The 21,171-nt window shown below is 68.8% G+C and carries 19 protein-coding genes and 4 pseudogenes; 10 read left to right on the plus strand and 13 right to left on the minus strand.

The window, feature by feature from the left end:
• Window positions 1-7: 7 nt before the first annotated feature.
• The 3 genes and pseudogenes from ABZT93_RS16650 to ABZT93_RS16660 all read left to right on the plus strand — a co-directional run.
• On the plus strand, window positions 8-544 hold the full coding sequence (locus ABZT93_RS16650; protein WP_356104761.1) for an Imm1 family immunity protein: 537 nt from the start codon (window positions 8-10) through the stop codon (window positions 542-544).
• Between the two features lie 171 nt (window positions 545-715).
• Window positions 716-880 (plus strand): hypothetical protein, encoded by a 165-nt coding sequence (locus ABZT93_RS16655; protein ID WP_356104764.1) that lies wholly within the window; start codon window positions 716-718, stop codon window positions 878-880.
• A 25-nt stretch (window positions 881-905) separates the two neighbouring features.
• Window positions 906-1,141, plus strand: a pseudogene (locus ABZT93_RS16660) (transposase); the annotation flags it as partial.
• A gap of 73 nt (window positions 1,142-1,214) precedes the next feature.
• On the opposite strand, the gene ABZT93_RS16665 reads toward ABZT93_RS16660, so the two are convergent.
• Complete coding sequence (locus tag ABZT93_RS16665) at window positions 1,215-1,967, minus strand: IS6 family transposase (RefSeq protein ID WP_356104766.1); 753 nt, start codon at window positions 1,965-1,967, stop codon at window positions 1,215-1,217.
• Here ABZT93_RS16665 and ABZT93_RS16670 point away from each other — a divergent pair.
• Window positions 1,962-2,156: pseudogene (locus ABZT93_RS16670) on the plus strand (DDE endonuclease); the annotation flags it as partial. The gene ABZT93_RS16665 and the pseudogene ABZT93_RS16670 sit on opposite strands and share 6 nt — an antisense overlap.
• Before the next feature lie 32 nt (window positions 2,157-2,188).
• Here the strand turns inward: ABZT93_RS16670 and ABZT93_RS16675 are convergent.
• Window positions 2,189-3,634, minus strand: a complete 1,446-nt coding sequence (locus ABZT93_RS16675) for an aminotransferase class V-fold PLP-dependent enzyme (RefSeq protein ID WP_356104769.1) — start codon at window positions 3,632-3,634, stop codon at window positions 2,189-2,191.
• 423 nt (window positions 3,635-4,057) lie between these two features.
• Here ABZT93_RS16675 and ABZT93_RS16680 point away from each other — a divergent pair, with 423 nt between their 5' ends.
• Window positions 4,058-4,657, plus strand: a complete 600-nt coding sequence (locus ABZT93_RS16680) for a TetR/AcrR family transcriptional regulator (protein WP_329231574.1) — start codon at window positions 4,058-4,060, stop codon at window positions 4,655-4,657.
• Between the two features lie 746 nt (window positions 4,658-5,403).
• Complete coding sequence (locus tag ABZT93_RS16685) at window positions 5,404-5,982, plus strand: MarR family transcriptional regulator (RefSeq protein WP_356104772.1); 579 nt, start codon at window positions 5,404-5,406, stop codon at window positions 5,980-5,982.
• A 284-nt stretch (window positions 5,983-6,266) separates the two neighbouring features.
• Here the strand turns inward: ABZT93_RS16685 and ABZT93_RS16690 are convergent, their stop codons facing one another.
• The 10 genes from ABZT93_RS16690 to ABZT93_RS16735 form a co-directional block, all read right to left on the minus strand.
• Window positions 6,267-6,986 (minus strand): gamma-glutamyl-gamma-aminobutyrate hydrolase family protein, encoded by a 720-nt coding sequence (locus ABZT93_RS16690; RefSeq protein ID WP_356104774.1) that lies wholly within the window; start codon window positions 6,984-6,986, stop codon window positions 6,267-6,269.
• Window positions 6,983-8,473, minus strand: a complete 1,491-nt coding sequence (locus tag ABZT93_RS16695; RefSeq protein ID WP_356104777.1) for an aldehyde dehydrogenase — start codon at window positions 8,471-8,473, stop codon at window positions 6,983-6,985. Before ABZT93_RS16695 ends, ABZT93_RS16690 begins: the two co-directional genes overlap by 4 nt.
• A gap of 518 nt (window positions 8,474-8,991) precedes the next feature.
• On the minus strand, window positions 8,992-10,449 hold the full coding sequence (locus tag ABZT93_RS16700) for an APC family permease (protein ID WP_356104780.1): 1,458 nt from the start codon (window positions 10,447-10,449) through the stop codon (window positions 8,992-8,994).
• Window positions 10,450-10,660: 211 nt separating this feature from the next.
• Window positions 10,661-11,296 (minus strand): TetR family transcriptional regulator, encoded by a 636-nt coding sequence (locus ABZT93_RS16705; protein ID WP_356104783.1) that lies wholly within the window; start codon window positions 11,294-11,296, stop codon window positions 10,661-10,663.
• A 129-nt stretch (window positions 11,297-11,425) separates the two neighbouring features.
• Complete coding sequence (locus ABZT93_RS16710) at window positions 11,426-12,271, minus strand: fumarylacetoacetate hydrolase family protein (RefSeq protein ID WP_356104785.1); 846 nt, start codon at window positions 12,269-12,271, stop codon at window positions 11,426-11,428.
• Window positions 12,272-12,283: 12 nt separating this feature from the next.
• A complete protein-coding gene (locus ABZT93_RS16715; RefSeq protein ID WP_356104787.1) occupies window positions 12,284-13,219 on the minus strand; it encodes a 3,4-dihydroxyphenylacetate 2,3-dioxygenase in 936 nt (311 codons plus the stop codon).
• Window positions 13,212-14,675: an aldehyde dehydrogenase gene (locus ABZT93_RS16720; protein ID WP_356104789.1), complete on the minus strand. Its 1,464-nt coding sequence runs from the start codon at window positions 14,673-14,675 to the stop codon at window positions 13,212-13,214. The genes ABZT93_RS16715 and ABZT93_RS16720 overlap by 8 nt, the downstream gene beginning before the upstream one ends.
• Window positions 14,676-14,709: 34 nt before the next feature.
• Window positions 14,710-15,516 (minus strand): acetoacetate decarboxylase family protein, encoded by an 807-nt coding sequence (locus ABZT93_RS16725; protein ID WP_057617486.1) that lies wholly within the window; start codon window positions 15,514-15,516, stop codon window positions 14,710-14,712.
• Between the two features lie 12 nt (window positions 15,517-15,528).
• The gene (locus ABZT93_RS16730) at window positions 15,529-16,743 is read right to left on the minus strand and encodes an FAD-dependent oxidoreductase (protein WP_356104792.1); all 1,215 of its coding nucleotides are present in this window, start codon (window positions 16,741-16,743) and stop codon (window positions 15,529-15,531) included.
• Window positions 16,744-16,748: 5 nt separating this feature from the next.
• Window positions 16,749-16,937, minus strand: a complete 189-nt coding sequence (locus ABZT93_RS16735; protein WP_356104794.1) for a ferredoxin — start codon at window positions 16,935-16,937, stop codon at window positions 16,749-16,751.
• A gap of 366 nt (window positions 16,938-17,303) precedes the next feature.
• On the opposite strand from ABZT93_RS16735, the gene ABZT93_RS16740 reads away from it, so the two are divergent.
• The 4 genes and pseudogenes from ABZT93_RS16740 to ABZT93_RS16755 all read left to right on the plus strand — a co-directional run.
• Window positions 17,304-18,659 (plus strand): glutamine synthetase family protein, encoded by a 1,356-nt coding sequence (locus ABZT93_RS16740; protein ID WP_356104796.1) that lies wholly within the window; start codon window positions 17,304-17,306, stop codon window positions 18,657-18,659.
• Between the two features lie 20 nt (window positions 18,660-18,679).
• Entirely contained in the window at window positions 18,680-19,978 is a 1,299-nt protein-coding gene (locus ABZT93_RS16745) for a cytochrome P450 (RefSeq protein WP_356104798.1), read from the plus strand.
• Window positions 19,979-20,233: 255 nt separating this feature from the next.
• Window positions 20,234-20,521, plus strand: coding sequence for a hypothetical protein (locus tag ABZT93_RS16750; RefSeq protein ID WP_356104800.1), 288 nt, complete (start codon window positions 20,234-20,236; stop codon window positions 20,519-20,521).
• Window positions 20,522-20,574: 53 nt separating this feature from the next.
• Window positions 20,575-20,850: pseudogene (locus tag ABZT93_RS16755) on the plus strand (hypothetical protein); the annotation flags it as partial.
• A gap of 175 nt (window positions 20,851-21,025) precedes the next feature.
• On the opposite strand, the pseudogene ABZT93_RS16760 reads toward ABZT93_RS16755, so the two are convergent.
• Window positions 21,026-21,167 (minus strand): annotated as a pseudogene (locus ABZT93_RS16760) (AbfB domain-containing protein); the annotation flags it as partial.
• Window positions 21,168-21,171 lie beyond the last annotated feature (4 nt).

Consider the following 21,171-nt stretch of genomic DNA (forward strand, 5'->3'; position numbering starts at 1 on the left):
AGTCACGATGATTCTCAACGTTACTTGCAACGACCGCCGATGGTTTGCCGAGACGGACACTGAAGTATCCACCGTAGTTGCCGAAGTCCTCGGTTCTTTGCAGGGATGGAACAAGAGGGGCGAACACTGGCACCCGGGCAGCATCGCATGGTTCTCATGGTCGGACCGCCGGCACATGGGCGATGCGGATATGCCAAACAATTTCCTCGTGGTATCTCTGAACAGGGAAAGTGGCTACGGTGGGCTCATTTGGTTCGTGAATGCGGGTTATCCGGGACCGGAGACGGATGAAGTCCTTGACAACATCTGGGTCTCGGATAACCCAAACCCGCCCGATTTCGATACGGAAGTCGTATCCAATCCGGGCGAACCGTACTGGTTCGATCCACGTAGCACGCTACCCATAAAGGAAATTGAAGCTGCCGTCCATGAGTTCTGCCGTGTACGCACTGGGATTCGGCCCGAGTGTGTGCAGTGGACCTTGGGTGAAGTAAGCGGAAGGCGCGCAGACCGCGAATTTGAGACCGATCTGCCGCCGCACTGACGCCTTCAAGGTGGATAAATTCTTCGGCTGCACATGAGCAGGGGCCGCTCGGTAACGAGTGGCCCCTACCCATTTTCCCGGTCCAACCGAGTCGATCGCGCCGCGCGACCAGTCCAGCCCTGCCCTTGCCGGAAACCTCATCCGACCTGATCACGCAGCATGCTGGCACTCATGAAGGAGGCCGCCGAGTCGGTCGGTTCGATGTATGTCGAGGCGGGCGGTTTCGTCCGGATCGGTGATCGGTTCGGGGAGCGGGTGCAGCGGGCGGGCGTTCGCGATGCCCTGGTGCGGCCGGTGCACGTTGTAGAACTGCTCGAACTCCCGCAGTGCGTGTAGGAGATACCGCCGGCAAGGAAGTCCCCCGAAGATCAGCGAGGTGCTGCCGCTGCACTACCTGCACGGCCTGTCCTCCGGCGACTTCGTGCCCGCACTCGAACAGTTCCTCGGCTCCTCGGCCGGGCTCTCGCCCCGCCACCGTGACGCGGCTGACCGCCCAGTGGCAGGTCGACCGACCACAGGGCGTTCATGGACCGCGATCTGTCCGCCACCGACTACCTGTACGTCTGGGCCGACGGCGTCCATCTGCGCATTCGCCTGGCGCTCTCTGGACTCTATGGACGTTTCAGGGCCCCCACGGACGGCAGGTAAACTCCTAGGCTGATTCTAGCGATCAAGCTAAATGCCCAGGCCGGAGGGCCTTTAGAGGCTGTCTCACGTGGTGTGAAGTCTGTGCGGCCTGCTCCCAGATTGCGAAGCGGACGGTCATTTCGGCCCGGTAGTCATGTGCGGGGATCAGATGGCGGCGGGGTCGGAAGTGGGGCGTGATGCCGCTGAATGCGAACAGAAACCGCTGTGCTCCGCCCACGGAACGGAAGCCTTTCATCGCCCGTTCGCGCTGCCTCGTTGGCTGGTGGCTGTTCTCCGCCCGGTTGTTCAGGTACTTCGACTGCCGGTGCTCGACGGAGGACATGACCTCGCGGTGGGCCGCGCCGAAGGAACGCAACTTGTCGGTGACGATCACCCGCGGGACCGCACCGGTCTTCTTCATCAGCCTGCGGAAGAACCGCCTGGCCGCAGCCTTGTCCCGGCATTTCTGCACCAGGATGTCCAGCACGTTGCCGCCCTGGTCGACGGCCCGCCACAGGTACCGCTGCTCGCCGTTGATCCTGATGAAGACTTCGTCCAGATGCCACTTGTCCCCAGGCCGAGGCTGCCGGCAGCGCAGCGCGTTGGCGTAGGCCTGCCCGAACTTGGCGCACCAGCGGCGTACCGTCTCGTAGGAGACGGTCACTCCGCGCTCGAGCATCAACTCCTTGACCTCCCGGAATGACAGTGGGAAGCGGTGGTACAGCCACACGCAGTGGGAGATGACCTGGACCGGGTACTGGTGTGCCCCCTTGTACGACGGCGACACGGCCCCCACGGTCCTACCGACTTGAACCCGGTGGAAGGGGTTTGGTCCCTGTTACGAAGAGACCCGATGATGGCAAACACCGCATTCACCGACCCTGACCCCCTCACCCGCACCCTCCGCCGAGGCCTCGCCCACATCCAGCGCCCCCCGGGACTCATCGACGGCTGCCTCATCGAAACCGGCCTGACCCTCCACCCCGGCACCCGAAGCTACTCCGCCAAGGTCAGTAGTCATCCACCGCTCTGGCGAGTGGCTTTGCGAAGCGAGTCCCACAGGGTGTCGATGTGGTCGGGCAGCGTCGTCGTCGCGCCGATGGCGACGCGAATCGCGAAGTGACCGTTGACCGATGTGTGCGTGAGGAAGGAATGCCCTTCGGCGTTGACCGCCTCCATTGCTGCCTTGGTGGCGGCGTCGTCGGGGCGCCCTTCCCGGTCGACGAGGTACAGACATACGAGTGCCAGTGATGGCGGGGTGGCCAGGGCGAAGCCCGACTCGCTCTCAATCCGGTCGGCCAGGGAGTTGGCCATGGCGACGTGGCCGCGGATGCTTTCGCGCAGGCCTTCCAGTCCGGCGCCGTGCACCACCGACCAGATCTTCAACGCACGCATACGACGGCCCAACGGGACCTGCCAGTCGCGGTAATCGATGACTTCGCCCGATTCGGTCGCAGCGTTACGCAGGTACTCCGGTGTGATGGACAGCGCTGTGGGCAGCGCTCGGGCATCCCTCACCCACATGAACGAGGCGTCGAAGGCGGTGTAGAACCACTTGTGTGCGTCGGTGCAGAACGAGTCGACAAGGTTCACGCCGTCCAGGAGCCAGCGGAACTCGGGACACAACGCCGCGACTCCTGCCCACGCGGCGTCGACGTGCACCCATGCCTCGTACGCACGCGCTGCCAGCGCGACGTCTCTCACGGGGTCGATGGCACCTGTGCCGGTTGTTCCCACGGTCGGACAGACCATGACCGGCCTCTTTCCGGCGGCCGCGTCCTTGGCCAGCATGTCGGCCAGGGCATCCGCCGACATGGACAGCGTGCCCTGGGTAAAGGGGACGATCCGCAATGCTCGCGCGCCGAGCCCGGCCACACGCACGGCCTTGGCCAGTGACGAGTGGGTCTCGGCAGTGACGTACACCGTCTCGGTGCCGTCCACGCCGTGTTCGCGCCAGTCCGGGTTGCTGCGCTGCAGCGCAGCCAGCAGGGCAGCCAACGATGCCGACGAAGCCGAATCCTGCAGCGAACCGCCCCCGCCTCCGGCGAAAGTGAACTCGCGACCAAGGCCCAGGGCATCCGCCAGGCCGTCGAGCAGGACCTGCTCGATCTCCGTCCCGGCCGGCGACGTCGACCAGAGCATTCCCTGCGCCCCGATCCCGCCCGATGCGATGTCACCGAGGAGCGACAGCAGGGACGCGTTCGCTGGGAAGTAGCCGAAGAAGCCCGGGTGCTGCCAGTGGAGCGACGAGGGGACGACCACGTCGTTGAGCAAGGCGATGAGATCATCGCCAAGCGCCTGGGACGGCTGCTCAGGCAGTTCACGAGGAAGCTGCGCCTTCACGGAGCCCGGTGAGACCTTCGGCCGCACGTGCAGGGAAGGGAGCGAGGTGCGGTATTGGGCGACCCAGTCGACCAACTGGTAGCCCTGGCGGCGGAATTCATCTGGCTCAAGATCAGGCATGCTCTGTCCTAAGAGGTGGTGTTGGTCATGACGAGGGCTGAGCGCCCACCTGAGCGCTGGGGACGATCAGGTGCCCGGGGCGAGCCGGCCGCTACCGGATTCAGAGGGCCTCGATGCCGCGTACCGACTGGTGCCGCACCAGACCCTGAAGTCTACAGTTGTAGATTAATAGCTCCAATGTAATCCCTTATGGGGTCGCTGGGAAGGGGGCGCCATGGGGACCACTCTCACGGCGACCGGGCATGACAGCTCTTCGCCCTCGCTCCGTGCGCCCCTGCCGCGAGCACGTGGCGTAAGAGGTTCACCAGGTCACAGGGTTGGGCCTGCGGGTCACACGACCCCTCGGACTCATCCGCCGTGAGGCCCGCGAGTGCGACCACAGCCCTCAGCATTCAGGCGTCTACCCGTTGGTAAGGTGTCACCATGCCCAAGATCGTGGACCACGACGCGCGGCGTGAAGAGATCATCGAAGCCGTATGGCGCCTTGTCGCGCGGCGAGGATTCGCGGCGCTGAACATGCGGGATCTCGCCGCCGAAGCTGGATTCACCAACGGTGCGCTCGCACGATACTTTCCCACCAAAGCAGCAATTCTGCGGGCCGCGCTGGAGCGCGCCAATGCAGCCACCGAGCAGCGGGCCGCCCGCACCATCGCCGGCGCCGACGGCCTGAACGCGTTCCGCAAGTTCTGCGTCGAGATCATGCCCCTGGACGACGAGCGTCTCAATGAGGCCCGCGTGGTCATCGGCTTCTGGAATTACGCGGTAGCCGATCAGGAACTGATCGGCGTCTACGACCAGGCGATATCGCGCTGGCGCGATCAGATGCTCTCGTATCTGCACACTGCGGCTGAAGCGGGAGAGATCAACCCATCCTGCGATCTCGATGCGTTCTTGGACCTTGCGATGGCCACGCTGATGGGACTCCAGATCAACGCGATCTTCGCGGCCCGCCTGACCACACCCTCCCGCCAGTTGCGGATACTCGACGGACTCATCGCGGGGTTGCAGACCGGCACCTCATGATTTGAGCACGCAGGCGCAGACGTACTCACCTGTGGATCAGTTGCATCTGATCCGCCCCCTTGTGTCACAACCACCGGTGCCCATGGACCCGCGACACCACCATCCACAGCGGAAACCCACGGCAGCCGGGAACGCCTCAGCAACTCGTTCGTGCCGTGGTCCGGGTGGCGTGCACCATCGCCGCCCGGCTTTCGCGCCGTCTTCCGCCCTGCAGACATACGAAGGGGCGAGAATCGACGCGCCGGGCTTTCTCGGCAGCGGCGGCGTAGGCAGGTGCCGTGACACGTCGGCGGCGATGCCCTCGTCCGGGCAGTACACCGCGCCGGCTCGCCGGCTCATCCAGCCGGCGTTCGCGCCAACCAGTCTCCCCGACCCCCGCGGGACATGACCGGACAGGGGAATCGACGGCGCGATCACATCGAACCCGTGGCAGCCGCCTCGCCAGATGTGCAGCTCTGTCTGCACGTCGGCCGCACCCTGGTCGCACGGTTCAGGGCGACCCCCAGCACCCGAAACTGGCGGCGGTTGTCCAGCATCTCCTGGTGACGTCCAGCACCGGGGCTGCTTCCTCAGCACCTACGCGACCTCGCCGCCGGCAAGTCCACCACCCCATACGGAAAGCGAAGCCGCCCACGGGCACATCGGCGGCCGATGGCCGAGCGCTCCCTCACTCGGGCTTCGTACAATTTGGGTCCGAACGGTAATGTCGATCCAGTGCGTCGCAGAGACGTTGAAGGGGTGTGCCCGTGCCCGGCCATCGATCCATCACCGAAGCCGAGAAGCTGGCCGCTGCGAAGCTCGGCGGCATCCCGATCCGCCATGAGCAGATGGCTGTGGTGGCCAATATCCACCGGGCGGCCTCGGCGGTACGGCAGCATCTGGAGAACTCCGTGCTCCGTGGATCCGATCTCACCTGGACGGCGTTCGTCGTGCTCTGGGTGGTCTGGATCTGGGGCGAGTCGGAGACCCGGCACGTGGCTGAGGAAGCGGGGATCTCCAAGGGCACACTCACTGGGGTCGCGCGCACGCTGGAGGCTCGGGGTCTAATGCGACGGAGCGGTCATCCCACCGACGGGAGGCTGGTTCTGCTCAGCCTCACGGACGAGGGTGAGGAACTGATGCGGCGGGTGTTTCCGCAGTTCAACGAGGAGGAGGCATTCGTGGCCGAACAGCTGGACGACGACGAGTGCCGCAGCGTCGCGGACGGACTGCGGCGAGTTGTGCTCCAGGTCGAGGAGCACGGCGAGGAGCGTCGGCGCGCCCTGCTGAACGGTGCCGAGCCCGCCCTGCGTCGCAGTGGTCGCCGTCCGAAGCCGAAGGCGTGAAGGGGAGCCCGCGCAGCGGGGCGGGACTCAGAGGGAGCACGCCTCCGCCGCGATGACGGCCGACGGCGCTCGGAGCCCCCGCGTCACCGGTGACGCGATGGCAGCGATCCCACTCCCCGCCGGTGGACCGCGGCAGCTGATCGCATCGGGCGATGGCGATGTCCTGCGGTCCCAGCCCTCGGGCGGCGGTGATGCGCCGCAGAGTTATGCCGGGAGCGAGGTAGCCGCGGGGGCAGGACTTGTGCGGCGTCCGACGAGGAAGACGACGGTGAGTTCTCGTGCTGTCAATGGCGGTCGCGTGCGGCGCCTACAAGGGCGTCGAACAGTCCCTGCTGGGCGGGGTCTTCATGGGCGGTGTCCTCGGGGTGCCACTGGACCGCGGCGAACCAGCCGAGAACTCCGGGCAGTTCGAGCCCTTCCACCGTGTCGTCGGCGGCCCGGGCGGTGATCGTGAGGCCGGCGCCCGTACGGTCGACCCGCTGGTGGTGGTAGCAGGATGCCTCCACCTTCTCGGCGCCGGTGGCCTGTTCCAGCAGCGAACCGCGCCGGATCGCCATCGGGTGCACGACATGTCGGTGCTCGCGGTCCGGACCGCCCATGTCCTGGTGGAGGGTGCCGCCGAGGGCGGTGTTGACGACCTGGAGGCCGCGGCAGATCGCGAGCAGGGGCAGGCCCAGGTCGATGGACTGGCGGGCGACCTCCAGGTCGAAGGCGTCCTGGAGGTCGTCGACGTCGTACACGCTGTCGTGGGTGTCGGTCGCGCCGTAGCGGTACGGGGCGAGATCGCCGCCGCCGGGGAGGAGGACGCCGTCGAAGCGGGCGAGGCGGGCGGCCACGCCGGCGGCGGTGGGCTCGGCGGGGTGGATGGTGGCCGGTTCGCCGCCGGCCCGCCAGACCGCCTCGACCAGCGCGCGGGCGTTGACCTCGGCGGCGTAGCGCAGGGCGGAGGTGGAGGCGGCGAAGCGGGCGGGGATCGCGATCAGCGGTCGCGCGGGCGTCGTCACAGCTGGATCCAGGTGGTCTTGAGTTCGGTGTACTTCTCGATGGCGTGGGCGGACTTGTCGCGTCCGTTGCCGGACTGCTTCACGCCGCCGAAGGGCACGGTGAGGTCGCCCTCCTCGTAGCAGTTGACCCAGACCGTGCCGGCCTTCAGCGCGCGCGAGACCTGGTGGGCGGTGGACAGGTCGGAGGTCCACAGCCCGGCGGCCAGGCCGTACTCGGTGTCGTTGGCGAGCGCGACGGCCTCGTCGAGGTCGTCGAAGGTGAGCACGGACAGGACGGGGCCGAAGATCTCCTCACGGGCCAGACGCATGCCCGGATCCACGTGGTCGAAGACGGTGGGCTGCAGGTAACTGCCGCCGGTGTCGGCGAGTGTGCGGCTGCCCCCGGCCCGCAGCCGAGCGCCCTCGTTGAGGCCGGTGCCGATGTGCTCCAGTACGCGCTGCAGGTGGCGCTCACCGACCAGCGCCCCCATCTCGGTCGCCGGGTCGAGCGGGTCACCGATCCGTAGTTCCCGGGCCCGCGCCACGATGGTGTCCGTCACGCGCTCGGCAATAGAGGAGTGGACGAGCAGCCGCGAAGGGGCCGTGCACATCTCGCCCTGGTTGAAGAAGATGCCCCAGGCGGCGGTTTCGGCGGCCTTCTCCAGGTCGGGTGCGTCCGGGAGGATGATGTTGGGTGACTTGCCGCCCAGCTCCAGCCAGACGCGCTTGAGGTTGGAGTCGGCCGCGTACCGCAGGAAGTGCCGCCCGACGGCGGTGGATCCGGTGAAGGCCAGCACGTCGACGTCCGGGTGGAGGCCGATCGCCCGTCCGGCGGTGGGCCCGTCGCCGGTGACGACGTTGAGTACGCCCGGCGGCAGCCCGGCCTCGGTCGCCAGCCGACCGAGCAGCAACGCGGACAGCGGCGAGTTCTCCGACGGCTTGAGCACCACGGTGCAGCCGGCCGCGAGCGCCGGAGCGACCTTCCAACTCGCCAGTGTGAGAGGGAAGTTCCAGGGGACGACCGCGCCGACGACACCCGCCGGTTCGCGGGTGACCAGGGCGAGCGCGTCGGGCGCGGTGTGCGGCGACTCGTCGGTGAGCTTGTCCGCCAACTGCCCGTACCACCGAAAGGTGTTGATCGCGGCGCGCAGCTCGATGTCGTACGCGTCCGTGATCGGCTTGCCCATCTCCAGGCTGACCGTCAGCGCCAGCCGGTGACGCTGCTCCTCCAGCAGATCAGCGATCCGCAACAGGACCCGGCCCCGGTCGGCAGGTGCGAGGCGTGGCCACGGCCCCGAGTCGAAGGCCCGGCGGGCGGCAGCCACGGCGGCGTCCACCTCGGCAGTCCCGGCATCGGCCACGTGTGCCAGCACCTGCCCGTCGCGGGGCGAGAGGGCCGGGTAGGACTGCCCGCCGCCGGGTTCGTCCGCGCCGTCGATGTGGTGCGCACCGGACAGGTCCAGTGCCTTGGCCCGGCGCAGCCAGTCGTCGTGGGTGATGTCCAGCATGCGTAGCCTCCAGGTCATGGCATTACGTTTGAATCCAAACGATATGCCACGGGCAGTCCCCGCAGGGAAGGTCGCGGTCTCGACCGGCTTGTCGTTCGGTCGTACGGTCAACGGGTTATGGACATGCACGGGCGAACTCGCGCCCCTGCGCATGGATCACCACCTCGGCGTACCGGTGCTTGGTGTCTGCTTCGGCGGCCGGGGGCCGACCACCGCGCTCGGTGGATCGGTCAATGCGTCATCGCGCCCAGAGATCGGCCGGCGTTCCAGGTGGGGCGCTTTCTGGGGATGCGGATCCGGAGATCACCAGGGCTATGACGCGCGACTGCCTCGGCCTCGGCGGCGCGGAGCGGTGCGTACGGCCGGCACGTCGGCCACGTGGCGTAGCGGCCGGCTGACGGCTTCTTCACGCACCCCGGACTCAGGGCAAGCCCTCCCCCGGCCCGGAGAGGTCGGTGTGGCCGGCCCGGGCCCGAGGTGGAGGACAAGGACCGGGCCGGCCACACCGCGGGCCAGGCTCAGACGTCGGCCGTCGCCCTGCCACGAGTCAGTCGCGCGGCGATGACGCCCAGGACCAGGACCGCCGGGACGGTGAGCTCCAGCCACATCGCCGTGCCCTGCTCCCCGCCGATGAGGGTGGTGAAGTTGGCCAGGATCAGCCAGATGGCACCGGCGATGCCGAGCGCACCCAGGACGGGGGCGATCAGCGTGTTCCAGGCGCGAGTGTCCAGCCGTTCCCGGCGGAAGAACACGACCACCGAGACGGAGGTCAGGAAGTACAGGAGCATGACCGCCAGCACCGCGACCCCACTGAACCAGGAGAACAGGCTCAGCACCGGGTCCTTGCCCAGCAGCGCGAAGGGCATGACCAACGCGAGCGAGATCACGGTCTGCACGCCGCCGGCCGCCCAGGGCGAGTGGCGTCGGTTGATCGCGGTCAGCCCGCGCGGCAGCAGGCCGTCGCGGCCGAGCGAGAACAGGTAGCGGTTGGCGGAGTTGTGGAAGGCGAGGACGCCGGCGAAGAGGGAGGTGACCAGCAGGACGGGCAGCGCGTCGCCTGCCCAGCCGCCGAACTGCGCGGTGATCGGCGCGAAGACCCAGGACGTGGCGTCGCCGCTCTCCAGTGCCTTCCCGGCGGCCGCGGTGGCGTTCGAGGCGCCATGGGCGGAGACCAGCATCCACGAGGTGAAGGCGAAGAAGACGGTGACGACCATGACGGACAGGTACGTGGCCCGGGGGACGGTCCTGCGGGGCTCCCGTGCCTCCTCGCCGTAGATCGCTGTGGCCTCGAAGCCGAACATCGACGCCACAGCGAACATCAGCGCCACGCCCGGTGCCCCCTGCAGGGCCGCATGGGGCGAGAAGCTGTGGGCGAAGCCCAGCCCCTCGGGGCCGCCGCCCTTGAAGAAGGTCACCAGGGCGAAGACGAACAGGATGCTGAACTCGGCCAGGACGAAGACGGCGAGGATCTTGGCGCCCATCTCGATCCCGGCGGCACCGAGGATCTGGACGATCACCATGGTGACCAGGACCCAGACCCACCACGGTGCGCTCAGCCCCGTGTACTGCTCGACCAGGCCGCTGATGATGAAGCCGTACAAGCCGTACATGGCGGCCTGGACCGCACAGTAGGCGAAGAGCGCGACTCCTGCGCTCCCGGAGCCGACGGGGCGGCCGAGCCCCTTGCCGATGTAGGTGTAGAAGGCGCCGGCGTCCACGACATGTCGCCCCATGGCGACGAAGCCGACGGAGAACGGCAGGATGACGGCGCCGACCGCGGCATACGCGGCGGGCGCACCCGCGCCGTTGCCGATGGCGACGGCGATGGGCACGGCACCGGCTATGCCGGTCAGCGGCGCCTGCGCGGAGAGAACGAAGAAGAGGATTCCCAGAACACCGAGGGAGTTGGGTTTGAGCCGGCCTGCAGCGGAGGGGCTCTGCACGGTCTGTGTTGGTTCGACCGTCTGACTGTCCACGCGGATCACCTGCCTGGAAGGGGGAGAGGTTTCGTTTCGAGCCAAACGAGTTGCCTCATAGTGGGCTGGAACTATCCAGATGGCAAGGGTTTGTGTGGTGTTTTTTGGGCCACCGCATCGTCTGTACGAGGCCGTGGCCGAGGTGGCATCCGAGCCGAACGAGGCCCCGGGCGCCAAGCGTCCGGGGCCTCACAACAGGCAGGTCGGCAAGTCAGGCGCCGATGTCGCCCGCACTCTCGCCGTCTGCGTCGGCGTCGAGCAACCGCAGCAGGGAGCGGAGCTCCTCGATGGCCGCGTCAGTGACCTCGGGTCCGCCGCCCAGAACGAGCTGGTGCAGGACGAGACCGTCGAGGGCGGCGAAGACCAGCCGCGTCATCGCCCGGTTCGCACCCTCGGGGAGCATCCGGGACAGCTCGCGCTCGGTGGCATCGAAGTACTCGTCGTACAGCCCACGGATCAGCGGCAGCAGCTCCGGCCTTCGCCGGGATTCGAGCAGCAGCTCGTACTGGAAGACCTGGATGTCCGGATCGGCCGTGACCATCTCGGACACTCCGGCCGAGAAGTCGGACACCTTGCCGGTCCCCGGCTCGACCGCGCTGACGCTCAGGCTGGAGCGTACGGTGTGGGCGAGCGCCTCCTCGATCAGCGCGTCACGGGTGCCGAAGTGGTGGACGACAAGACCGTGGGTGACCCCTGCCTCCTCCGCCACCGCGCGATAGGTGAGCTTGCGCAGACCACCCCGGGCCACCACCCGCACGGCCGCGTTGAGCAGGGCCTCCCGGCCCTCCCCGTAGTTCACCCGCTTGCGCGGCCTGCGGCCCTCAGGGGTCCCGGTGGCTTCGGTCATGGGTGCGACCCTACCGGCCCGTACACGCACGGCGGCCTCTCCCCTGCCCGGCCGCACGGGACGGACAGGTCAAGCACCACGCCGGGCACCGTCGCGGCAGGCCGGGTGCGGTTCCGCCTGCGGTGGGCATCAGCGTTTGGGGGGCCGGATACCGCGGAACTCCCAGTCGCCGCCGAGCGCGGTGGACAGGACCTCTTCCGACTCGGTGGGCTGGGCTCCGACGTCCGTACGGATCGAGGTGGGGCCGGTGACGATGTGGTTGGTGAGCCGCCCCAGGCCCTCGACCTCGACCTCGACGACGTCACCGGGCTGGACAGGGCGGGAGCCCGCCGGGGTACCGGAGAGCAGCACGTCGCCGGGGTGGAGAGTGATGGTGCGCGCGATGTCGGCGACGAGGTAGTGCATGTCCCACTCCATCTCATCCGTCGAACCGTCCTGGACGACCTCGCCGTTGACGTAGGTGCGCAGGTACTTGCCGTGGAAGTCCCAGTCGGTGACCAGGCCCGGGCCGAGCGGACACAGGGTGTCGGAGCCCTTCACCCGCAGCATCGAACCGGCGTCGGTGTCGCGGAAGTCGTGCAGGCCGTAGTCGTTGGCGACGGTGTAGCCCGCGATGTACTCGCCCGCCTCGGCAGGGGAGATGTTGCGCGCGGTCCGGCCGATGACGATCGCCACCTCTCCCTCGTAGTTGAGCCACTTACAGCCCTCGGGGCGGACGATGGCGCCCTTGTGGGAGTTGAGGGCGGAGGTCGGCTTGTGGAAGTACGTCGGCGTCGGTGTCAGCTGGATCTGGAACTCGTCGACCCGGCTGCGGTGGTTGAGGTGAACGGCGACGACCTTGGACGGCACGACCGGCGGCAGGTGCTGGGCGTCCTCGATCTTGACCCGGCGGCCGTCCCCGGCGACGAGTTCGTCACCGTCACGGACGGTCTCGACGGCGGCTCCGTCGAGGAGGACACGGCGGTATTCGGGCATGGCGGGGCCTTTCTAGGAGCGGCTGTGCGGGGTGCGCGGGGAGGCGGACGCGGGCGCGCCGGTGCCGGTCCAGCCCTCGGCCGGCCGGTCGAACCAGAGGTGGACCTGGCCGGTGCCGATGGAGTTCTCGTACTCGCCGTACTGACGTGCCTCGGCGACGCATGCCTGCTCGCCGAGGGCGCCGGCCATCATCAGGTAGTGGTAGAAGCGGGCCTCGGGCTTGTACTTCCAGAACTCGTCCATGGTGTCGAGGACCTTGCCGTGGCGGCCCTCCTTGAACCAGGCGATGCGCTCGTGGTCGGCATCGCGGGCCTCGGACGTGAAGATGTGGCCGGGGTCGCTCGACTCGTGGTCGCGAAGCTCGCGCAGCGGCCAGAAGGTGTGCGACAGCGCTCCGGAGGCGATCAGCAGCACCCGGCGGCCAGGAGTGGCGGCGATACCGTCCGCCAGGGCCCGGCCGAGCCGCAGGTGGTCCTCCATGTCACCGGTCTGGCAGACGCCGATGGTCACCCATCGCTTGTCCGGCAGCCCCTCGCCGAGGAACTTCCACAGGTTGATGGTGGCGTAGTAGATCGGGAGGTACTCGTCGTCGATCGCGGTGACCCAGGTGCCGTGCTTGTCGGCGAACCGGGCGATGTTGTGGGCCAGTTCGGGATCACCCGGGAAGTCGTACGGCATCCGGCACATGCCGCGCGGCAGTTCCTCGGAGGTGAACAGTCCGGCCCTGCGCTGCTGGGCGGTGACGACGAACTCGACGGTGGTGGCCCAGTGCGAGTCCAGGACCACGACGGTGTCGTAGTCGTCACTGTCGAAGACGTCCTCGCGGAGCTGTCGCAAGCCGGTGACGAGGGTGATCTCCTTGCCCTGGTTCAGCTCGAGCCGGTCCCCCTCCGGCAGCACGATGGTGGGGACGTGGGCGAGCAGACCCGCCCCGACGATTTCACCCATGGTCTTGCCATCCGTTCGGCGCGGTGACGGTGTTCTTGACGTCGCAGTAGAAGTCGAAGCTCCATGTGCCGCCCTCCCGGCCGACGCCCGAGTGGCGGGAGCCGCCGAAGGGAGCCTGGAGGTCGCGTACGAAGAAGCAGTTGACCCAGACCGTGCCCGCGACGAGCCGCGCGGTGACCCGCTCGGCGCGCTCGTGGTCGCCGGTGACGAGGGTGGCGGCCAGACCGAAGCGGGTGTCGTTGGCGAAGCGCACGGCCTCTTCCTCGTCGCCGAAGGTCTGGAGCGTCAGGACCGGACCGAAGACCTCCTCCTGCACGATCTCCGAGTCCTGGGCGACGTCGGTGAGGAGGGTCGGCTCGTAGTACAGAGCGTCCTTGCGCTTGCCGCCGATGACCGCGCGAGCCCCGTCGTCGAGCGCGCGACGCACGAAACCGTCGATCTTCTCCAGCTGGCGCGGGTGGATGTTGGGGCCGAGGTCGGTGCCCTCGTCACGCGGGTCACCCTGTCTGAGCCGGCTCGCCTTTTCCACGAACCGGCGGGTGAACTCGTCCGAGACCGTCTCCTCGACAAGGATGCGGGTCGCGGCCAGGCATACCTGTCCAGCGTTGTCGTACTGCTCCACCGCCAGGTCCACAGCGAGGTCGAGGTCCGCGTCGGCGAAGACCAACAGCGGTGACTTTCCGCCGAGTTCGAGGCTGAGAGGGGTGAGGTTGGCGGCGGCCGCCCGGGCGATGTGCTGGGCGGTGGGCACGGAACCGGTGAAGCTGATCCGGCGGACGTCCGGGTGCGAGACAAGAGCGTTGCCGACCTCGGTGCCGTATCCCTGCACGACGTTGAGGACACCGGCCGGCAGCCCTGCCTTGGCCGCGATGTCGGCGAGCAGCGAAGCAGTGAGCGGGGACCACTCGGCAGGCTTGAGGATCACCGTGTTCCCGGCGGCCAGCGCCGGGGCGACCTTCCAGGTGGCCAGCATCAGCGGGGCGTTCCACGGCGTGATCAGCACGCACGGGCCCGCCGGGTCCCAGCTCACGTGGTTGGTGTGGCCGCGAGTGGCGAAGTCCTGATGCTCCAGCTTCAGCAGCCAGTCGGCGAAGAAGCGGAAGTTGTGCGCCACGCGCGGCATCACACCGCGGCGGTGGGAACGCAGGAGGGCGCCGTTGTCGAGCGTCTCGACATTGGCGAGGTCCTCGATGCGCTTCTCGACTCCGTCGGCGATGGCGTGCAGGATGCGGGCACGCTCTGCGCGCGACGTGGCGGCCCAGGCGGGAAAGGCGGCGCGAGCGGCGGCGACGGCCGCCGCGGCCTCCGTCGCCGTGCCCCGGGAGATCTCCCCGAGGGTGCTTCCGTCGATCGGCGACACGTCGGTGAACGTCTCGACGGACGCCACGCGTTCGCCGCCGATCCAGTGCCGGGTGTCGACGGCGACCCCGGCCACCGTGGTGATGTGCTCGGTCATGTCCGGTCTCCAGGTCTTCTGATGTGTAAGGGGGTTACTCGGCCTCGGAGGTGCCGGATTCCAGCAGTCGACCGCCGTCCCAGACGACGCCCACCTGCCGGTAGTACGCGGCGATCGGCTCTCGGATCTCCAGCCGGGCCAGCTCTTCCGTCGGCGCCTCGAACAGCTCCAGTTCCGCATCGCCGACCCACGGCTGTCCGGCCTCGAAGGACGCGGCGCCGGTCTCGATCAACTCGTCGAGCGCGAGGCCCTTGCCGTTCTCGATGGAGGGAAGCCAGCGGTGGTGGGCCATCGGGTGGCCGTTGACGAAGCCGTTGGTCTCGGACGGCTCGCGCAGGGTCACCACCGTCTGTGCCAGGCGTCGGTCGGCTGCGGCGAGGGTGGCGCCGAAGCGGGCTCCAGCCTCGATGCGCGGCGCCGGACCGTATGGGTGCGGGCGCGTCTGGTGGATCGAACCGAGCTTCTTCGGGTAGCCCTGGTGCAGCCCGCGGGCGATCGCGAAGTCCTTGTCGACCCAGATGTACACGCAGCGCGAGTACGTCCGCCCCTGGTACGAGCAGCGAACGACGGCGAAGGCCTCCTTGTACTGGGCGCGCACCGGGTCCAGCAGCTCCTCCTTCGTACCGGAGCAGGACTGCCAGTCGGCCCAGATCAGCGCCACCGCGCCCGGGTCCTCCTCGGCGAGTTCCAGCGGTGCGGGCAGCAACTCCCGTACACGTGCGGGATCAGTGCGGTACTCGATCGTGAGCAGGTCGCCCGAGTAGTGCCACGGGGGTGAGGGGATCAGGGACGACGATCCGGTCGCCGTCTTGGGATGGAAGTAACCACGGACGCTGGCCATGACGTTGGATCCTTACGCGGTGAGGGCGGGCTGCTTGAGCAGCTGGGCGCGGTAGCGGGCGGCGCCGGTGGCGGCGGCAGAGCCGCCGAGGGCGACGACGCCGACGAGCTGCCCGCCGTCGGTGTGGTAGCCGACGATCATGTCGCCGCCCGGATCGCCGGCCAGGACGCGGATGTCGGCGAGGCCGAGTACGGGGGAACCGAAGGACTGCAGCCGGAAGTCGTGCTGGTCGCTCCAGAAGGTGGGCAGCGGCGCGAACGGCGGCAAGCCGGCTTCCGCACCCGTGAGATGAGCCATCAGTGCCTTGGCCGCGTGCTTCGCGGTGTCGCCGGGGATCGACCAGTGCTCGACCCGGCGCGGTACGCCGTCATAGCGGGCATTGGGGAAGCGGGCGACGTCGCCGACCGCGACGACGTACGGCAGTCCGCCGACCCGCAGCTGCCCGTCGGTGAGCACGCCGTCGGTCAGGTCGAGACCGTTGCCATCGAGCCACTCGGTGTTGGCGACGGAGCCGACCGACTCCACGACCACATCGGCCGGGAGCACCGTCCCGTCACTCAGTACGACCCCGGTGACGTGCTCCTCGCCCTCGAACCCCGAGACACCCGCACCGAGAGCGAAGCGCACACCGCGTTCCTCGTGCCGCCCCAGCAGCGCGCCGGCCGGCAGCTCGCCGAGCGGTCCGACCATGGGCAGCGGCAGTGGGTCGACCACGGTGACGTCCGTGACGCCGAGACCGACCGCGGTGGCGGCCACCTCGCAGCCGATGAACCCGGCACCGATGACGACGACCCGGGCGCCCGGCCGGACCAGCTCCGCCCGCAGGGCCTGGGCGTCACGGAAAGTCCGTACGGTGTGACGGCCGACCGCGGGGCCCTCGCAGCGCAGGCGCCGGGGACGCATACCCGTGGCGACGACCAGTCCGTCGAAGGGCAGCTCCTCGCCGCTGTCGAGCACGACGACCCGCTCGGCGAGTCGGGCGCTCGTGACGCTCGTACCGAGCCGCCACTCCACGTCGGCCGCGCTCGCCTTGGGAGTGAAGGCCAGGGACTCGAACGACGCCTTTCCGGCCAGCGCTTCCTTGGAGAGAGGCGGCCGGTTGTACGGCATGTGGGGCTCGTCCCCGATCACGGTGATCGCGCCGGTCCACCCGGCGCCGCGGAGTTGTTCGGCCGCGCGCAGGCCGCCCATGGAGGCCCCGGCGACGATGATGCGCTGCGTCGTCATGCCGCTCAGTCCTCGATCCGGATGGCCTGCAGCGGACAGACGTCCGCGGCCTCCTCGACCTCGTCGCGCAGGGTGTCGTCCGGGTCGCTGACGTAGGCCAGCCGTCCGTCGTCGTCCAGCTGGAAAACGTCGGGGGCCGCGAAGACGCACTGTCCGTGGTCCTTGCACTTGTTCATGTCGACGACGACCTTCATGGCCGGTCCTCCTGGAAGGTGGGTGCGCCGGAGCGGGCGGGAGCGAGGGGCAGGGGCGGGATGGAAGGGCCCGGCCTGTGGGCCGGGCCCCCAGCCACAGGGGTGCGTGAACCCGAACCCCTGACTCGTTTGGCTTCAAACAACATAGGAAGCCGCCACGCTCTGGTCAATACCTATCCGGATGGATAAATTCTTTGGCACACCCCCTTGCGGGAAGGTGGCCACCTCCATACCGTTTGGCTTCAAATGACTGACCGGGGCTTCACGACCGCGGCATCGCCCGGCGCCCCAACCTGTCTTCGCTCCGCCACCCTCCCCCCGGGCCCGACGCCCGAGAGGTGCCCCGAATCCGCCGAGGAGACATCGGTGAGCGCTCACGACACCCCATCCGTCCGCCGGCACCAGGACCGGCTCGCCGCCGAGGGCATCGACGTGGTCCGGGTGACCTACCCCGACCTCCTCGGCACCGACCGCGCCCGCGACGTGCTGCTCGACCACCTGCCGTCGGCCTGCGAGCACGGCCTGGCCTTCTGCCGCGCCGTTTACCACACCACCCCGCGCGGCGACGTCGTCGCGATCGAGGGCGGCATCGATGCCGGCCTGCCCGACATCTCCGTGCGACCGGACCTGAGCACCCTCGCACGCGTGCCCTGGGAGCCCGGCGTTGCGTGGTGTCTCGGTGACACGACCGACCCGGCGACCGGCGGCCCGGCCGCGGAGTCGCCGCGCGATCTGCTGCGCTCGGTGCTGGCCCGATGTACGGACGCGGGTCTGAGCCCGGTCGTCGGCCCGGAGCTGGAGTACTTCCTCCTCGAAGAGGACGCCACCGCGCCGAACGGCTGGCGGCGCAGCCCCACCGTCACCGGGTCCGTCTACACCGCCGGCCTGCGCGCCGACCCCGACAACCACCTGCTGCGTACCCTGCGGCAGCTGCGCGACCTCGGCATCGGCGTCATCACCGGCAACCACGAGTTCGACGGCGGCCAGTACGAGATCAACCTGACCCACTCCGACGCCCTGGACGCCGCCGACCGGGCGTTCCGCTTCAAGGCCGCTGTCAAGGAACTGGCTCGCAAGGAAGGCAAGTTGGCCACCTTCATGGCCAAGCCCTCCAACGATTCGGGCGGCTCCGGCTTCCACCTGCACTTCTCCTGCGTCGACGCCGACGGCCGCAACGTCTTCGACGACCCGGCCGGCGCCTTCGGGCTCGCCGACAACGCCCGGCACGCCATGGCCGGCATCCTCGCGCACGCCCCAGCGCTCGCCGCGCTGCTCAACCCGACCGTCAACTCGTACAAGCGCTTCGGGCCCGGCACCCTCGCGCCCTGGCTGATCAACTGGGGCCTGGACAACCGAAGCGCCATGGTCCGCATCCCGCCCGAGCGCGGCTCCGGCGCCCGCCTGGAGCTACGGCTCGCAGACGCCGGCGCCAACCCGTATCTCGCGATCGCCGCGCTCACCGCCGCCGCCCTGCTCGGCGTCCAGGAGGGCAAGGAGCCGCCCGCGCCGCTGGAGGGCTACGGCTACGACCTGGAGAAGTCCCAGGTCCTGCCGATGAACCTGACCGCCGCGCTCGACGCCCTGGAAGCCGACGAAGCGCTCATCGAACTGCTGGGCAAGGACTTCACCGCGTCCTTCCTCGCCTACAAGCGCGACGAGGCCGAACGCTTCCAACGACACGTCACCGACTGGGAGTTCGCCGAGTACTCCTACCACCTCTGAGCACCCCGCAGGAGCACACCATGACGAGCACCCTGAACACCACCGACACCCACCACGCCCCCGACGACCCGATGCCGCTGGACGAGGTCGACCTCGCCGACAACGACAAGTTCCTCGACGGCGTCACCCCCTGGCGCATGTTCCACACCCTGCGCCACCAGGACCCGGTCCACTGGCAACCGGAGCCCGAGCCCAACCACGGCTTCTGGGCCGTCACCCGGCACGAGGACATCGCCCGCGTGGGACGCGACCCGCAGACCTTCACCTCCACCAAGTTCGCCAACCTCGAAGAACTCGACGACGACCAGATCAAGAAGCGCGCCTCCATCCTGGAACTGGACGGCGTACGCCACCGCGCGATGCGCAGCCTGCTGCAGCGTCAGTTCGGCCAGGGCGTCATCAACGAGTACGCCGACTTCCTGCGCGGCCTGACCGCCAGGACGCTGGACACGGCCCTCGCCAAGGGCACGTTCGACTTCGTCGCCGACGTCGCCGCCGACTTCCCCATCAACGTCCTCGCCCGGCTCCTCGACGTCCCCCCGGAGGACAACCAGCAGCTCATCGACTGGGGCAACCGGATTATGGGCAACACGGACCCCGACTACGCCGATGTCCTCCTCCACAGCGAGGAGAGCGAGCAGTACAAGGATCTGCCCTTCCGCAGCCCGGCCTCGCTGGAGGTCTTCGAGTACGGACGGGAGCTGGCCCGGCAGCGGCGGGGCGGCACCGGCACCGACCTGATCTCCAGACTCGTCAACGAGACCCCGCGCGACGGCGTCCCGCTCTCCGCGCAGGACTTCGACAACTACTTCCTGCTGCTGGTCGTGGCCGGCAACGAGACCACCCGGCACACCATCTCGCACTCCATGCTGGCCCTCATCCAGCACCCCGAACAGCTGGCCAGGCTCCAGGAAGACCCCTCTCTCATCCCGGTCGCCGTCGAGGAGTTCCTGCGCTGGGCCACGCCCGTCTACCACTTCCGCCGTACCGCGACACGAGACGTCGAACTCGGCGGCAAGCGGGTGAAGGAGGGTGACAAGGTCGTCATGTGGTACGCCTCCGGCAACCGCGACGAAGAGGTCTTCGGCAACCCGTACGACTTCGACGTCACCCGCCAGGACAACGACCACCTCACCTTCGGCAAGGGCGGCCCCCACCTGTGCCTGGGCAACCTGCTCGCCCGCACCGAGATCCGCATCATGTTCGAGGAACTGATCCCGCGCCTCGCCGGCATCCGCCTCGCCGGCGACGTCCCCCGGGTCCGCTCCAACTTCGTCAACGGCATCAAGAAACTGCCGGTCGAGGTCACCCTCGCCTGACCGCCTCTACACAAGCTGTGGCCACCCGGACCGCTGGGTGCCCACAGCTCTGTGTGTGTGGGGCGGCAACACTCTGATCGCGGCCGTTCGCCAAGGGCATGGTCGCACCAAATGGTCTTGCCGTTCGGGGCTCTGCCGGTCTTCCATCTCCCGGTGAGCTGGGCGACCAAGCCCGGCTCCAGCACCCGCCTCACAGCTCGGCAACAGGCCCCGTTATGCGCCGGCCTGGCGACAGGGCGGCCAGACGGGTTCGACATGCTGGCGACTCACGCGGCGGTGTCGCGGGCCTCCCTCGCGACTCACGACGAGTTCATCCGGCGGGCCCAGTCCCGCACCGACGTGGAAGCCCTCGATCTCACCGCCGAGCGGCTGCGCCACCTCGGGGACGCCTTCACTGCGGCGGCCGACCGGGCCCGCGCCACGATGGACCGCTACGCGCACCGCGACGATGCCGACGACGCGCATCCGGTGCGCGAGGAGGACCAGCGGGCGCACCCCCCGCAGGAGCCCGGACCGCACCGCGGCCGGGAGGCCGGCCACTGAGTGGACCCGATGCCGCGCACCCGATGCCGTGGTGCGCATCGTGGTGCGCAGGGATGAAGTCGGTGCGCACCAGGTGGGTGCGCACCACCGCACCGGGCTGTCCGGCCCGTCGCCGGGGCCCGGGAGGCGGTCGGTCTGCTTCGGCTGCACGGCGTCAGCACCGGGTTCGTCACCGAACAGCCCGGTGTGGCACGCGGAGTGCGGGACTGATCCTGTGGACGGTGGGACGGGTGTGCACGGCCCCGTCGGACTGCGTCGTCGTCAGTGACCTCGGAGCGCACGTCGAGGCCGCCCGCAGGGCGGGCGGCCTCGGCACCCTCGTCCCCTCCGACCGGACCCGGCCGGAGGAGACGGCACGGGCGGACCATGTGGCCCCGGACGTCCTGACCGCCGTAGGCGCGGTACTGAACGGCCCTCCCCCGGGCCGCGTCCTGGCCGACGAGCGCCCCATAGAGGACGCCTTCGACACCGGTCCGCGGCCCCGGCGAGAGCCGCCCGACCTGGCTACTGGGCGTAGAACGTGGCGTCCGCCTTGTCGGTGGCCGTGCTCGGCGTCTGCACGTACAGGACGTAGTTGACATGGCGGACGTAGCGGCCGGGAGGAGCCGTACGACTCGTAGGAGACGCCGGCCGAGTCGGACAGACCCCCC

Source organism: Streptomyces sp. NPDC005303, assembly GCF_040607335.1.
Lineage (GTDB): Bacteria > Actinomycetota > Actinomycetes > Streptomycetales > Streptomycetaceae > Streptomyces.

What these genes read in the sequence shown, in the direction of transcription:
- ABZT93_RS16675 (WP_356104769.1), bottom strand. Translation starts at nt 3,634, where the DNA reads ATGCCTGATCTTGAGCCAGATGAATTCCGCCGCCAGGGCTACCAGTTG.
- ABZT93_RS16735 (WP_356104794.1), bottom strand. Translation starts at nt 16,937, where the DNA reads ATGAAGGTCGTCGTCGACATGAACAAGTGCAAGGACCACGGACAGTGC.
- ABZT93_RS16650 (WP_356104761.1), top strand. Translation starts at nt 8, where the DNA reads ATGATTCTCAACGTTACTTGCAACGACCGCCGATGGTTTGCCGAGACG.
- ABZT93_RS16710 (WP_356104785.1), bottom strand. Translation starts at nt 12,271, where the DNA reads ATGCCCGAATACCGCCGTGTCCTCCTCGACGGAGCCGCCGTCGAGACC.
- ABZT93_RS16680 (WP_329231574.1), top strand. Translation starts at nt 4,058, where the DNA reads ATGCCCAAGATCGTGGACCACGACGCGCGGCGTGAAGAGATCATCGAA.
- ABZT93_RS16725 (WP_057617486.1), bottom strand. Translation starts at nt 15,516, where the DNA reads ATGGCCAGCGTCCGTGGTTACTTCCATCCCAAGACGGCGACCGGATCG.
- ABZT93_RS16695 (WP_356104777.1), bottom strand. Translation starts at nt 8,473, where the DNA reads ATGCTGGACATCACCCACGACGACTGGCTGCGCCGGGCCAAGGCACTG.
- ABZT93_RS16720 (WP_356104789.1), bottom strand. Translation starts at nt 14,675, where the DNA reads ATGACCGAGCACATCACCACGGTGGCCGGGGTCGCCGTCGACACCCGG.
- ABZT93_RS16750 (WP_356104800.1), top strand. Translation starts at nt 20,234, where the DNA reads ATGCTGGCGACTCACGCGGCGGTGTCGCGGGCCTCCCTCGCGACTCAC.
- ABZT93_RS16730 (WP_356104792.1), bottom strand. Translation starts at nt 16,743, where the DNA reads ATGACGACGCAGCGCATCATCGTCGCCGGGGCCTCCATGGGCGGCCTG.
- ABZT93_RS16655 (WP_356104764.1), top strand. Translation starts at nt 716, where the DNA reads ATGAAGGAGGCCGCCGAGTCGGTCGGTTCGATGTATGTCGAGGCGGGC.
- ABZT93_RS16705 (WP_356104783.1), bottom strand. Translation starts at nt 11,296, where the DNA reads ATGACCGAAGCCACCGGGACCCCTGAGGGCCGCAGGCCGCGCAAGCGG.
- ABZT93_RS16745 (WP_356104798.1), top strand. Translation starts at nt 18,680, where the DNA reads ATGACGAGCACCCTGAACACCACCGACACCCACCACGCCCCCGACGAC.
- ABZT93_RS16715 (WP_356104787.1), bottom strand. Translation starts at nt 13,219, where the DNA reads ATGGGTGAAATCGTCGGGGCGGGTCTGCTCGCCCACGTCCCCACCATC.